Source organism: Kribbella sp. NPDC020701, assembly GCF_055562215.1.
The window spans coordinates 1-13,022 of record NZ_JBVHFT010000001.1; the positions used below are offsets into that span (position 1 = coordinate 1).

Annotated in this window: 11 protein-coding genes; 7 read left to right on the top strand and 4 right to left on the bottom strand. The window is 69.0% G+C overall.

Annotated elements, in window-relative coordinates:
- Window positions 1-178: 178 nt before the first annotated feature.
- Complete coding sequence (gene uxaC, locus ACZ3HV_RS00005; RefSeq protein WP_465679443.1) at window positions 179-1,585, bottom strand: glucuronate isomerase; 1,407 nt, start codon at window positions 1,583-1,585, stop codon at window positions 179-181.
- Between the two features lie 162 nt (window positions 1,586-1,747).
- Between uxaC and ACZ3HV_RS00010 the strand changes: the two genes are divergently transcribed.
- A complete protein-coding gene (locus ACZ3HV_RS00010; RefSeq protein WP_465679444.1) occupies window positions 1,748-2,755 on the top strand; it encodes a LacI family DNA-binding transcriptional regulator in 1,008 nt (335 codons plus the stop codon).
- A 95-nt stretch (window positions 2,756-2,850) separates the two neighbouring features.
- Window positions 2,851-4,236 carry a mannitol dehydrogenase family protein gene (locus ACZ3HV_RS00015; RefSeq protein ID WP_465679445.1) on the top strand — a complete coding sequence of 462 codons (1,386 nt, stop codon included), beginning with the start codon at window positions 2,851-2,853 and terminating at the stop codon, window positions 4,234-4,236.
- Here the strand turns inward: ACZ3HV_RS00015 and ACZ3HV_RS00020 are convergent.
- Together ACZ3HV_RS00020 and ACZ3HV_RS00025 are read right to left on the bottom strand one after the other, a co-directional pair.
- Window positions 4,208-5,821, bottom strand: coding sequence for a right-handed parallel beta-helix repeat-containing protein (locus ACZ3HV_RS00020; RefSeq protein ID WP_465679446.1), 1,614 nt, complete (start codon window positions 5,819-5,821; stop codon window positions 4,208-4,210). The two genes, ACZ3HV_RS00015 and ACZ3HV_RS00020, sit on opposite strands and share 29 nt — an antisense overlap.
- 133 nt (window positions 5,822-5,954) lie before the next feature.
- A complete protein-coding gene (locus ACZ3HV_RS00025; RefSeq protein ID WP_465679448.1) occupies window positions 5,955-7,472 on the bottom strand; it encodes a right-handed parallel beta-helix repeat-containing protein in 1,518 nt (505 codons plus the stop codon).
- A 237-nt stretch (window positions 7,473-7,709) separates the two neighbouring features.
- On the opposite strand from ACZ3HV_RS00025, the gene ACZ3HV_RS00030 reads away from it, so the two are divergent.
- The 5 genes from ACZ3HV_RS00030 (at window position 7,710) to ACZ3HV_RS00050 (ending at window position 11,784) form a co-directional block, all read left to right on the top strand.
- Window positions 7,710-8,933 (top strand): glycosyltransferase family 4 protein, encoded by a 1,224-nt coding sequence (locus ACZ3HV_RS00030; RefSeq protein ID WP_465679449.1) that lies wholly within the window; start codon window positions 7,710-7,712, stop codon window positions 8,931-8,933.
- Window positions 8,934-9,033: 100 nt separating this feature from the next.
- Window positions 9,034-9,459: an adenylyltransferase/cytidyltransferase family protein gene (locus ACZ3HV_RS00035; RefSeq protein WP_465679450.1), complete on the top strand. Its 426-nt coding sequence runs from the start codon at window positions 9,034-9,036 to the stop codon at window positions 9,457-9,459.
- Window positions 9,456-10,181: a CDP-alcohol phosphatidyltransferase family protein gene (locus ACZ3HV_RS00040; protein ID WP_465679451.1), complete on the top strand. Its 726-nt coding sequence runs from the start codon at window positions 9,456-9,458 to the stop codon at window positions 10,179-10,181. The genes ACZ3HV_RS00035 and ACZ3HV_RS00040 overlap by 4 nt, the downstream gene beginning before the upstream one ends.
- The gene (locus tag ACZ3HV_RS00045) at window positions 10,181-10,597 is read left to right on the top strand and encodes an FAD synthase family protein (RefSeq protein WP_465679453.1); all 417 of its coding nucleotides are present in this window, start codon (window positions 10,181-10,183) and stop codon (window positions 10,595-10,597) included. Before ACZ3HV_RS00040 ends, ACZ3HV_RS00045 begins: the two co-directional genes overlap by 1 nt.
- Window positions 10,597-11,784 (top strand): glycosyltransferase, encoded by a 1,188-nt coding sequence (locus ACZ3HV_RS00050; protein ID WP_465679454.1) that lies wholly within the window; start codon window positions 10,597-10,599, stop codon window positions 11,782-11,784. The genes ACZ3HV_RS00045 and ACZ3HV_RS00050 overlap by 1 nt, the downstream gene beginning before the upstream one ends.
- 3 nt (window positions 11,785-11,787) lie before the next feature.
- Here ACZ3HV_RS00050 and nadA read toward each other — a convergent pair whose 3' ends face one another.
- On the bottom strand, window positions 11,788-12,969 hold the full coding sequence (gene nadA, locus ACZ3HV_RS00055; RefSeq protein WP_465679456.1) for a quinolinate synthase NadA: 1,182 nt from the start codon (window positions 12,967-12,969) through the stop codon (window positions 11,788-11,790).
- Between the last annotated feature and the right edge of the window lie 53 nt (window positions 12,970-13,022).

The following is a 13,022-nucleotide window of genomic DNA, read 5'->3' on the forward strand; positions in this document are numbered from 1 at the left end:
GGCGCGCCGGGTGGTCCCATGACTGGCAACCCAGGTGGTCCCATGAACCTGGCAGAAAACCGGTCAGCCCGGTCCCATGCTCATGGCAGGCGACATGCGGGGTCCCGAAAGGGTGTCTGAGGTCCCGGGGGTTGTCGTTGGGGGTCGGCAGCGGGGGGCTGCTGGGGAGGTGGGCGGGTTAGGTCAGGTAGGTATCCCGGGCCAGGTTGTAGGCCAGGTCCTTGGCGACCTGGAAGGCGTCGTCTTCGTCGAGGCGGTGCTGGACGACCAGGTTGGCCAGGTAGCCGGCGTCGATCCGGCGGGCCAGGTCGTGCCGGGCTGGAATGGACAGGAACGCCCGGGTGTCGTCGACGAAGCCGGAGGTGTTGTAGAAGCCGGCGGTCTCGGTGACGAGTTCGCGGAACCGGCGCATCCCGTCCGGGCTGTCCAGGAACCACCACGGCGCCCCGAGCCGCACCGCCGGATACACACCGGCCAGTGGCGCGAGCTCCCGTGAGTACACCGTCTCGTCGACGGTGAACAACACCATCCGGAAGCCGGAAGCGTGACCGAACCGCTCGAGCAACGGCCGCAGCGACCGGGTGAACTCGGTCGGCACCGGGATGTCGTGCCCCTGGTCCGGCCCGTACGTCGCATGGATCGCCGGATCGTGATCCCGCAGCACACCGGGGTGCAGCTGCATGACCAGCCCGTCCTCGGCCGACATCACCGCCGACTGGTAGAGCATGTGGCCGGCGAACGCCGCCGCGTCGTCGGCCTGCACGTCACCCTTCAACGCACCCGCGTAGATCCGTGCCGCCTCGGCATCCGACAGCGGCACGGCGGCCGCACTCAGGTGCCCGTGGTCGGTCGCCCGCGCGCCCGCCGCGACGAACGCCTGCCGCCGCTGCCGGATCGCCCGCAGATACCCGTCGTACGTCGAGGTGTCGACGTCGGCCAACGCGCCCAGCTGCTGGGCCAGGTCGGGCCAGCCGGCCCGGTCGAGGTGGACGACGGCGTCCGGACGGAAGGTCGGGACCACCCGGCCGGGCAGATCCGCCGCGACCTTCGCGTGCTGGGCGAGGTCGTCGGTCGCCGCGTCCGTGGTGGAGATCAGCTCGATCCCGAACCGGTCGAGCAGCGCCCGCGGCCGGAACTCCGGCTCGGCGATCCGCGCGGAGATCTGGTCGTACAGCTCGTCCGCGGTCTCGGCCGACGGGTGCTCGGTCAGGCCGAGGATCTCGGCGAACTCGTGCTCCATCCAGTACCGGCTCGGCGTACCGAGGAAGAGGTGCCAGTTCGAGCAGAACTCCCGCCAGATCTCCCGCGGGTCGGCGTTCGTCGTGCCGTCGCGGCGCGGGAGTCCGAGGCGGTCGGGGGAGATGCCCTGGGAGATCAGCATCCGGGTGACGTAGTGGTCCGGGACGACCAGCAACTCGGCCGGGTCACCGAACGGCGCGTCGGTCGCGAACAGCCCGATGTCGACGTGACCGTGCAGGCACAGCAGCGGCAGGTCCTTGGTCGAGGCGTGGATCCGGCGGGCGACGTCGCGGGCCTCGCCGGCCGGCAGGGCGCGGTCCGGATGAGGCTGCAGGGCCTTCGGCATGGGTCCTCCGGGGAGAGTATCGACTGCAACGAACTCTGCAAAGGATTGCAGTGGTGTTCTGACCGCACAAGTGCTTGTCCACAAGGAGGATATGGCGCGCTGTTCCGTGAGCTTGACACTAGACTGCAACCGATTGCAGACTCAGGGCCCGAGGAGGTGACCATGCCTGCGACGATTCGTGATGTGGCGCGGCTTGCGGGCGTGTCGCCGTCCACCGTGTCCCGGGCGCTCTCGCTGCCGGAGATGGTCAACGCCGCCACCCGCGCCCGGGTGGCCGCCGCGGTCGAGCAGCTCGGCTACCAGCCGAACCGCGCCGCTCGCGGCCTGATCACCGGCCGGACCGGCACCATCGGCCTGGTCGTGCCCGACCTGGCCAACCCGTTCTTCGCCAGCGTCACCAAAGGCGTGCAGGCCCGCGCCCGCCGGTCCGACGTCGCCGTCTTCGTCGCCGACACCGACGAGGACGCGGTGGCCGAGGTCGGGCTGGTCCGCGCGCTGTCCAAGCAGGTCGACGGAATCATCCTGTGTTCACCCCGCGCCAGTGACGCCGACCTGACCGCGATCGCCCAGGACACGAACGTCGTCCTGGTCAACCGCGCGGCAGAGAACATCCCCGGCGTCACCTTCGACAACGAGGAGGGCATGCGGCGCGCCGTCGCCCACCTCGTCGCGCTCGGCCATCGCCGGATCGCCTGGGTCGGCGGACCGGTCACCTCCTGGTCGACCCAGCACCGCGGCCTCGGCCTGCGCAACGCTGTCGAGAAACACGGCGCCACCTTGCGTCCGGTCGGCAACTTCGCGCCGACCTACGAAGGTGGCATGGCGGCGGCGGACCAGGTCGTCGCGACCGGTGCGACCGCCGTGGTCACCTACAACGACCTGGTCGCGATCGGGCTGCTGGCCCGGTTGCACGCCCGTGGCATCTCGGTGCCCGGTGACCTCAGCGTGGTCGGTGTCGACGACATCGCCATGTCCCGGATGGCCCGGCCGGCCCTGACCACTGTCCGGCTGCCGAAACAGGAGGCCGGCCGGATCGCGGTCGAGCTCCTGCTGGCCCTGCTCGACGATCCCGACAGCTCGGTCGACACCCATGGCACCCTGCACGGCGAGCTGATCGTCCGCGACTCCACCGGCCCCGCACCCGACCTTCGCCCAGCACGAACCCGGTGATACAGCACGAACCTGGTGACACAGGACGAAGCACGAACCAGGTGACCCAGACGAACCAAGTGACCCAGAACGAACCAAGTGAAAGGTGTCCGAGCTTGAGCAGGCTGAGTCTCACCAACCTCCCCGTCGCCCCCGAGGTCGACCCGCGCGCGTTGTCGGTCGGCATCGTCCACCTCGGGCTCGGTGCGTTCCACCGTGCCCACCAGGCCGTGGTCACCGAGCGGGCCGCGGTCGTCAGCGGCGAGACACGGTGGGGGATCACCGGCGTGAGCCAGCGCTCCGCAACGGTCCGGGACCAGCTCGCACCCCAGGACGGTCTGTACTCCGTTCTGGAGCGCGGACTGGGAGATCCGTCGGTCCAGGTGATCGGGAGCATCCGTGAGGTCCTGACCGCACCGGAGGACCCGGAAGTGGTGGTCGCCCGGATCGCGGACCCGGCGGTGTCCGTGGTCACGCTGACGGTGACGGAGAAGGGCTACCGTGCGACCGGGACCGGGCTCGATCTGAACGATCCCGAGATCCAGGCGGATCTGACCGGTCGGCCGCCGCGGACCGTTGTCGGTCAGCTGGCCGCCGGCCTGGCCCGGCGGGTGGAGCCGCTGACGATCGTGTCCTGCGACAACCTGGTTGCCAATGGCCCCTTCTTGCGCAAGCTGGTGACCGACTACTTCGAGGCCCTGGGCAAGGTCCCCGAGGTGTTCGAGGCGACCCGGTTCCCGGCCAGCATGGTGGACCGGATCGTGCCGGCGACGACCGAAGCCGACCGCGAGGAGGCTTCTCGGCTGCTCGGCGTACGCGACGAGGCCGTGGTGGTCGCGGAGCCGTTCCTGCAATGGGTCATCGAGGACGACTTCGCCGGTGACCGTCCGGCGTGGGAGAGCGCGGGTGCGGTGCTCACCGCGGACGTGGCGCCGTGGGAGCAGGCCAAGCTGCGGATGCTCAATGCCACGCACTCGATGCTCGCGTACCTCGGTGCGCTGCGTGGCTACGAGACCATCGCCGAGGCGGTCCGCGACGAGGAGTTGTCGGCCCTGGCCCGCGAACTGATGACCCAGGACGTCGTACCGACTCTGACGCCGCCGGACGGCCTCGACCTGGCCGCGTACGGCGCGACCGTGCTGGAGCGGTTCGCCAACCCGGCGTTGAAGCATCGGACCACGCAGGTCGCGATGGACGGCTCGGTCAAGCTGCCGGTCCGAATGCTCGGAACCGTCCGCGACCGCCTCGCGGCCGGCGCCGAGCCGCGGGTCATCTCGCTCGCCGTCGCCGCGTGGATGGTCTACGTGCTCGAGACCCCGACCGTGGACGATCCCCAGGCGGACCGGCTCAAGGCCGCCCTCGCGGGGGCGACAGAGCCGGCCGCCGTGGTCGACGCGCTGCTGGCCGTGGATTCCGTCTTCACGCCGGAGCTGCGCGACTCAGCGGTCTTCCGCGACCTGCTGATCGAGCACGTCAGCGCACTGTCGTCAGCACGCCGGTAGCGTCGTCCAGGATCGCCTTCCCGATCGTGAACGCGCTCGAGGTGTCCTGACCCGCCTGGCGCCACTGCTGGGCGGTGTACCACTGGCCGGTCTTCTGGAACCGCTCGGCGGCCAGGCTGTCCAGGATGTAGGTGTTGCTGTTCAGCGTGACCTCACCGGCGGGGATGACGGCGCCGGCGTTCTGCACCATGCCGGTCGCGGTGGTGCCGCCGCGCATCGTCACCTTGTTGCCGGAGACAACGATGTCGCGGAGTACGTTCGTCCCCCACGGGCCGGACCCGCGGGTGCGGGACTGGATCGAGATGCCGTTCACGTTGTTCGCGACCACGTTGTCACGGACCTGCACGTTCGACGACGTGTTGACGTTGATCCCGCCGCCGTCCCACAGCGACGTCCCCGAGCCGCGGCCGGTGCCGAAGCCGTTGTCGCTGATCACGTTGTCCTCGATCACGCCGTTGCGGCCGATCTCGAAGCGGATCCCGTCCGCCGCGTTGTCGAGGATCTGGTTGCTGTTGAACGTGCGGCCGTCGTCGTACGCATCGCTCCACAGCCCGACACCGCGGTTGTACTGGATCAGGTTGCCGGTCACCCAGCCACCGCTCGACCACGTGGTCTTGATCCCGCCCGACTCCCAGTCCGCGATCCAGAAGCCGTCGGTGTTGTTGTAGCTGACCTCGTTGGCGGAGATGGTCCCCTTGAGCGTGCTGTACTGCCCGACTCCGAGTTGGCCATTGGAGTGGATGTGATTCCTCTCGAGGACGGCGCCGTCCGCGTTCACGAGCATCGCGCCGACCGCGTGGTTCCAGCGGATGTCGTTGGCAATCACCTTCCAGCCCAGGCCGAGCACCACCGCACCGCCTTGCGGCGGGGTGGCGAAGTGCTCGATCGTGAGCCCGCGCACGGTCACGCCGGTGGCGCTGGACTCGATCGCGGTCGGCGTCTTCGACATCTCCACCCCGTGCCCGGCCGGGTTGCTGCCCAGGTAGATCGCGTTCGCCGCGTAGTCGGCGTAGAAGGTGCCGGGGGCAACCTTGTCGCGCGTTGCCACCCGGGTCAGGTGCTTGCTGTCCAGGAAGAGCTGCTCGGCCAGGTAGCAGATGTTCGCCGTGTTGTCCTCGCACTGCCCGGTCTTCGCGTACGCCGGGGGCAGGGCTCCCGTGGTCACCCAGTCACCGTTGTTCGCCGACCACTTGGTCAGCCTGACCGATCCCGTGAGTACGGCGCCCTTGTCGCTGGCGAGCACCTGGTTCGCCTTCGGGCGGATGGTCTCGCTGATCCGGTGCCAGCCGCCGGTGAAGCAGAACGTCGTCCCGGCCGGCGCGTCCTCGACGACGTGGGCGGCGTCCTGGGCGGTCGTGATGGTGACGCCCGAGCAGGCCGGCGCCTGCGACGGACCGGACCGGAAGGTGCCGTCGGCCGGGGGAGGAGTGGTGGCGGCGGGTGGCGTCGTCGCCGGATCGTCGGCCAGGATGCCGGGGATCACGTCGTCGGCGGAGATCGGCGAGCCGTTCGCGGGTAAGGAGCTGACGGCAACGGTCAAGGTGCCGGTCGCAACGATCGCCAGAAACGCAGTAGCTGTCTTCATAGAGCGGAGCCTCCGGTGGCACAGGTGAGCCCTGAGCGCACCCCCCATGGCGCGGCTTTGCTCCGCAGACTACTACTACCTCACGTAGTCAAGGCAATACCTTCCGCACAATTATGTTGCGTTCGGCAAGCGATCAGTTCGCGAGGAAACTGCCGATCGTGTCGAGCCCGGCCTCGCGCCAGCCGGCCGCGGTCAGCTTCGTGCCGGCCTTGGCGAAGCGCTGCGCGCCGAGCGCGTCGAGCACGTACTTGTTGCCGCTGAACACGACTTCACCGGCCGGGATCGGGGAGCCCGAGTTCTGCACCATGCCGGTCGCCTGGGTACCGCCGGTCATCTCGATCGTGTTCCCGGTGACGCTGATGTCGCGCAGCAGGTAGGTACCCCACGGGCCGGTGCCGCGGGTGCGGGACTGGATCGTGACGCCGTTGACGTTGCCGGACACCTTGTTCCCGCGGACGGTGACCGCGGACGAGGTGTTGATATTGATCCCGCCGCCGTCCCACAGCGACGTACCGGAGCCGCGGCCGGTGCCGAAGCCGTTGCCGCTGATCGTGTTGTTCTCGATCGTGCCGTTGCGGCTGATCTCGTAGCGGATCCCGTCCGCGGCGTTGTCGACGATCTGGTTGGAGCTGATCACCCGGGCGTCGTCGGCGACGTCGGCCCACATCCCGATGCCCTTGTTGGCCTTGATCACGTTGCCGCTGACCGTGCCCGACGACCGGGTCGACTTGATGCCGCCGGACTCCCAGTCGGCGATCCAGAAGCCGTCGGTGTTGTTGGAGCTGATCACGTTGCGGGTCACGGCCGCCGCGGCCGAGCTGTACTGGCCGAGGCCGAGCTGGCCGTTGTGGTGGATCAGGTTCTTGTCCACCTTGGTGTTGTTCGCCTGGACCAGCATCACGCCGACGGCGTGGTTCCAGCGGACGTCGTTCGCGGTCACCTTCCAGCCGGGACCGGACACGAGGGCGCCGGCCTGCGGTGCACTGGCGAAGTGCTCGATGGTGAGGCCGCGCACGACCACGCCGGTCGCGCCGGACTCGATCGCGGTCGCCGTCTTCGACATCTCCACCGCGTGCCCGGCCGGGTTGCTGCCCAGGTAGATCGCGTTCGCCGCGTAGTCGGCGTAGAAGGTGCCGGTCTTGACCGCGGAGGCGCTCCCGACCCGAGTCAGGTGCGCGCCGTCGAGGAAGACCTGCTCGCGCAGGTAGCAGATGTTCGCCTTGTTGTCCTCGCACTGCCCGCTCATCCCGTACGCCGCCGGCAGCGCGCCGCGCGTCACCCAGGACGCACCGGATGCGGTCCAATCGGTCAGCGGAACCGATCCGGTCAGGACGGCGCGGTCCGCGCTGGCCAGGACCTGGTTCGCCTTCGGGCGGATGGTCTGGCCGATCCGGTGCACTCCGGTGGCGAAGCAGAACGTCGTACCCGCGGGCTTGGCGTTGACGATCGACTGGGCGTTGTCACCGGGCTTGATCACCACGCCGCTGCACGGACCAGCGACGGCCGGACCGGCCTCGTCGGAGTCGACGGTGGGGATGGTCGGTCCGGTCGTCGTGGGGGTGGTGGTCGGCGTCGGCTTCGGGGTGCTCGGCCGCGTCGTGGTGGGTTGCTTCGACGGGGCCGTGCGGGTGGCCTTCGGAGCTGTGGTCACCGGCGGGGCGCCGGTCGTCCTGGGGACACGGTGTGAGGGGAGCACACCGGACACGTCCCGATCGCTGACGGCGCGCGACCTGGCCGCGGTGGTCGCGTTGTTCTCATTCGCGATGACCGGGAGTGCGACCGTAACGACAGCGAGCGCAGCGGCGATAAGCGCTGCGAACCACAACTTCCTCAATGCACTGCTCTCCCTGAAACCAGGTGTAGCCGCCGCGAGACTTAAGGTAGTGCCATGCGGGTCGCCATGTTGCACAACCGTTACCGGACCGGTCAACCCAGCGGCGAGAACACCGTCGTCGCGCAAACGGTTGATTTACTGCGTAACTCAGGACATGAGATCGACCTGTACGCGCGAGACAGCGACGATATCGCCGCGATGAGCCGAAAAGATCGCGCACTGTTACCGTTCCGCTCCGTCTGGTCATTTTCGGCGGAACGCGATTTAACACTTCTATTGCAGGAACAGCGGCCCGATGTGGTGCACATCCACAACACGTTCCCGCTGTTCAGCGCCTCGGTGCTGCGGGCGGCGCACCGGCTGGACCTGCCGGTGGTGGCGACGCTGCACAACTTCCGGCTGCTCTGTGCCAACGCTGTCCTGCAACGTGACGGCGGGCCGTGCGAGTCCTGTGTCGGCAAGCTTCCGTGGGCCGCGGTCCGGCACGGCTGCTACCGCGAGTCCCGCGCGCAGACGTTGCCGCTGGCCACCAGCATCGGCGTCCACAACACCCTGCACACCTGGCAGCGGTACGTCACCACGCTGGTCGTGCCGTCCGAGTTCGTCAAAGAGCGGTACGTCGCGGCCGGCTACGACCCGGAGTTGTTCGTGGTGAAGCCGCACGCGGTGCCGCACTCCGGCGCGGTGCGGACTGGCGCGGGGGAGGCTGTGGTCTTCCTCGGGCGACTGGAGGAGGACAAGGGGTTCGCCGATCTGTTGCAGGCTTGGGATTCGTCGCTCGGGAAGCTGGTCGTCGTCGGCGACGGCCCGCTGCGGGCGGAGGCCGAGGAACGAGCCAGGAACGACTCGTCGATTCAGGTGCTTGGTCAACTACCGTGGGCCGCCGGTATGGACGTGGTGCGGTCCGCGCGCGCCGTCGTCGTACCCGCGCGTTCTTATGAGACCTTCGGTCTCGTGGTGGTGGAGGCGTTCGCGCACGGCGTCCCGGTGATCGCGTCCCGGCTCGGTGCGCTCGCGGAACTGGTGGACGACGGGGAAACCGGTGCCCTGACCCAGCCTGGCGATCCGGAAGGATTGCGGAAGGCAATCGGGTTGGTGGCTGATCCCCAGACTTCGATAACCTTCGGCGAGCGAGCCCGACAGGTCTATCTCGACCGCTTCACCCCGGAGCGTGACCTCGCGGCCACGGAGAGGATTTACACCGATGCGATCGCCCGGCACGCGGACAGCGGCCGGACTCGGCGGGGACGGTGGGTGGGTCGTGCGCGAACGGTATAAAGTCGCCGCTGACGTGGGGGGCCGCGTCACCTCGGGCACATCGACACAGAGCTCTCCAAGAGGGCCGCAGGGGGCTGAGTTGTTTCTGGGGGATGGAAGCTTGTCGCGGATCGGATGTCTGGCCGGGGTCTTCGACCTGTTCCACGTCGGCCACGTCGACGTGCTGGAGCGGGCCCGCCGGGTCTGCGACCGGCTGGTGGTGGGTGTGCTGACCGACGAGTGGGCGATCGACGCCTGGGGTCAGCGGCCGTTCGTGCCACTTGTCGAGCGGGTCCAGATCATCGAGCACCTGCGGTGTGTCGACGAGGTGGTCATGGTGGACGGCGTGCGACCGGAGTGGCTGACCGGCGTACTCGGGGCTCGGACGATGTTCGCTGCGAGTCGCCTGGACGGCGTGCTGGGTTTGGAGGAGCTCGACGGGATTCCGGCCGAGCTGATCACCGTCCTGCCGCTCGGCCGCGACTCCCGCAGCCCGATCCTGCGCGCCGCCATTGACCAGCGCCAGTCCCGTAGCTCCGTCGCATGAGTAGGTTGGGGGAGACGGTCGGGCAGCTGTCCCGGGCCCAGAAGCCGTCGGCGGGAACGCCGGCGTACTCGCGGTTCATCAACCGGCGGATCGGCCGGGTGTTCGCCGCGGCCGCGTTCCTCGGGCACCGGACGCCGAACCAGGTCAGCGTGGCTTCCGGCCTCTGTTCGTTGGCCGCTATCGTCCTGGTCGCTCTGGTCCGTCCGTCGCTGACGCTCGCGCTGGCGGTGACGGCGCTGCTGGTGCTCGGGTACGGCCTCGACTCCGCGGACGGGCAGCTGGCCCGGTTGCGCGGCGGTGGGTCACCGCTCGGCGAGTGGCTGGACCACATGATCGACTCGATCAAGATCGTCCTGCTGCACAGCGCGGTACTGATCTCGTTCTTCCGCTTCGATGCCTTCAGCAACGAGGCGCTGCTGCTGGTCCCGCTCGCCTACGTCTGCCTGTCGTCGGTGCTGTTCTTCGGGCTGATCCTGATCGACCAGCTGCGCCGGCGGCACGGCGGTACCCAGAAGCCCAACGAGCGCGGGGATTCCGTCGCCAAGTCGTTGCTCATCGCACCGACCGACTACGGTGTGCTGTGCCTGGTCTTCCTGACCTTCGGTACGCCGTCGCTGTTCGTCGTCCTGTACGGCGCTCTGCTCGTCGCCAACCTGCTGTTCCTGGCCGCGGCGATCGCGAAGTGGTACCGGGAGATGTCGGCTCTGGGGGTGGCGGCCTGATGGGGACCGTCGGTTACGCGCCCGGGGTCTACGACATGTTCCACATCGGTCATCTGAACATCCTGCGCCGGGCCCGGGAGCACTGCGACCACCTGATCGCCGGCGTCGTCGAGGACGACGTGGTGGCCCGGATCAAGGGCCGGCCGCCGGTGGTCCCGCACGACGAGCGGATGGACGTCGTCCGCGCGCTCGGCCTGGTCGACGAGGTGGTCAGCGACTGGTCCAGCGACAAATTCGAGATGTGGAAACAGCTCCGCTACGACATTCTCTTCAAAGGTGATGACTGGAAGGGCACCGAGAAGGGGATGAGACTGGAGAGGCTGCTCGGTGAGGTCGGTGCGCAGGTGCACTACTTCCCGTACACCGCCTCGACGTCCAGCACCGATCTGCGCAGGCTCCTGGAGGGAATGAGCTGATGTCGGCCCGGCCGAAGGTCTTGCTCAGCGCGTACGCCTGCCGGCCGCAGGGTGGCTCCGAGCCGGGGGCCGGCTGGGCCTGGGCGAAAGCTGCCGCGCGGGACCACGACGTGTGGCTGCTGACCCGCGGCAAGTTCGCGCACGAGATCGCCGAGGAGCTGGCGATCCGGCCGGTTCCGGCGCTGACGGTCGTACCGCTCGAGCTGCCGCGGTGGATTCTGCGCTTGCGTCGGCGGCCGTCGGACGTCTATTGGTACTACCCGCTCTGGCAGGGGCTGGCGCGTCGTACCGCCCGGCAGCTCCATGCGCAGCATTCGTTCGACGTCATCCACCACCTGACGTTCGCGGTCGACTGGATGGCGGCCGGCGTGGTCGAGGAGTCGTCGGCGAAGGTGATCTGGGGACCGGTCGGCGGGTCGACCACGGCGCCGTTGTCGATGGCGCACTGGCTCGGGCCGCGCGGGGTGGTGGCCGAGCTGGTACGGCGTACGTACACCGGGCTCCGGCGTCGCGTCACGGGCCGGAAGCTGGCTCGCGGCGCCGATCTGATGGTTGCTCAGAACAACGATGTGGCCGAGGCGTTCCGCCCGTACGCGCGCGAGATCGTGGTGCAGCCGAACGTGGCGATCCGGCGGTTCACGGCGTCCGGGCCGTACGAGCCGTTCGGTGCCCCGGGCATCAAGACGGCGTTGTTCGTCGGCCGGCTGATCCCGTGGAAGGGCGTGCTGCTCGGGATCAGCGCGCTCGCCCGCCCGGAAGCCTCGCACTGGGAGCTCCGCATCATCGGCGACGGCCCCGACTGGCGCCGCGCGGAGCGGCTGGCCGAGGAGCTCGGTGTCCGCGACCGCGTCGAGTTCATGGGCCAGCTACCTCGCGAGGACGTCCTCGCAGCCATGTTCCGCGCCGACGCCCTCCTGGCACCCGCCCTCCGCGAAGCCGCCGGCTGGGCTGTCACCGAAGCGTTGGCCTCCGGCTGCCCCGTGGTCTGCGTAGACCGCGGCGGCCCCGCCGTCATCGTCGGCCCCGGCGAAGGCGTCACCGTCCCCTGGCGAGGCGACGTAGTCGGCGAACTGGCCAAGGGCCTGGCCTCCCTCCAAGGCCGCATCACCCCCGTAGACCGCTGGGGCCCCGACCGCCTCCCCGACATCCTGGCGGCCTGGTACGCCCCAGCCCGCGTCTCCCAGTAGCCCCTAGTCGCGGGCGGTTTTGCCGGGAAGGGCGAGCATGCGGTCCAGGGCTAGTTTGGCGTACTTCTCGGTGTCGGGGTCGACCTTGATGGGGTTGACGACGTGGCCGGCGACCAGGTTTTCGAGGGCCCAGACGAAGTGCGGGAGGTCGATGCGGTTCATGGTGGCGCAGTAGCAGACGGCCTTGTCGAGGAACACGATGTTCTTGTCGGGATGCTGCTTGGCGAGGCGCTGGACCAGGTTGAGTTCGGTGCCGACGGCCCACGACGTGCCGGGTTCGGCCGTCTCGAGGGTCTGGATGATGTACTCGGTCGAGCCGACCAGGTCCGCCTTCGTGACGACGTCGTGCCGGCACTCGGGGTGCACGATCACGTTGACGCCGGGGATGCGCGCGCGTACGTCGTCCACCGAGGCGGCCGTGAAGCGGCCGTGCACCGAGCAGTGCCCGCGCCACAGGATCATCTTCGCCGCGGCCAACTGCTCACGGGTCAGACCGCCACCCGGCTTGTGCGGGTCGTACACGACGCATTCGTCGAGCGAGATGCCCATCTTCAGTACGGCGGTGTTGCGCCCGAGGTGCTGGTCCGGCAGGAAGAGCACCTTCTCGCCCTGCTCGAAGGCCCATTCCAACGCGGTGTCCGCGTTGCTCGACGTACACACCGCGCCGCCGTTGCGCCCGCAGAACGCCTTGATGTCGGCGCTGGAGTTCATGTACGTGACGGGCACGGTGACGTCCGCGACACCGGCGTCGGCGAGCGCGTCCCAGGCCGCCTCGACCTGCTGGATCCGCGCCATGTCCGCCATCGAGCACCCGGCCGCGAGGTCCGGCAGGATCACGGTCTGCTGGTCGTTGGTGAGGATGTCGGCGGACTCGGCCATGAAGTGCACACCGCAGAACACGATGTACGGCGCGTCCGGCCGGGCGGCCGCGTCCCGGGCGAGCTTGAACGAGTCACCGGTGACGTCCGCGAACTGGATCACCTCGTCGCGCTGGTAGTGGTGCCCGAGCACGAACACCTGGTCACCCAGCGCCGCCTTCGCCTTCAGCGCCCGCTCGACCAGATCGGGGTCGGAGGCCGGCGGGAGCGCTCCCGGGCACTCGACACCGCGCTCGGAGTGCGGGTCGGTATTCTGCCCCAGGAACAGCAGCGGGAGGGACTTCGCGCCATCTGCGATCGTCGTCACGTCAGATATCGTGCCACGCCGAGCGTCCGCGACCGCGTGGTACACGTCACTGC

Coding starts and splice junctions, on each gene's coding strand:
- uxaC (WP_465679443.1), bottom strand. CDS start 1,585: ATGCCGAAGGCCCTGCAGCCTCATCCGGACCGCGCCCTGCCGGCCGGC.
- ACZ3HV_RS00010 (WP_465679444.1), top strand. CDS start 1,748: ATGCCTGCGACGATTCGTGATGTGGCGCGGCTTGCGGGCGTGTCGCCG.
- ACZ3HV_RS00020 (WP_465679446.1), bottom strand. CDS start 5,821: ATGAAGACAGCTACTGCGTTTCTGGCGATCGTTGCGACCGGCACCTTG.
- ACZ3HV_RS00030 (WP_465679449.1), top strand. CDS start 7,710: ATGCGGGTCGCCATGTTGCACAACCGTTACCGGACCGGTCAACCCAGC.
- ACZ3HV_RS00040 (WP_465679451.1), top strand. CDS start 9,456: ATGAGTAGGTTGGGGGAGACGGTCGGGCAGCTGTCCCGGGCCCAGAAG.
- ACZ3HV_RS00045 (WP_465679453.1), top strand. CDS start 10,181: ATGGGGACCGTCGGTTACGCGCCCGGGGTCTACGACATGTTCCACATC.
- ACZ3HV_RS00050 (WP_465679454.1), top strand. CDS start 10,597: ATGTCGGCCCGGCCGAAGGTCTTGCTCAGCGCGTACGCCTGCCGGCCG.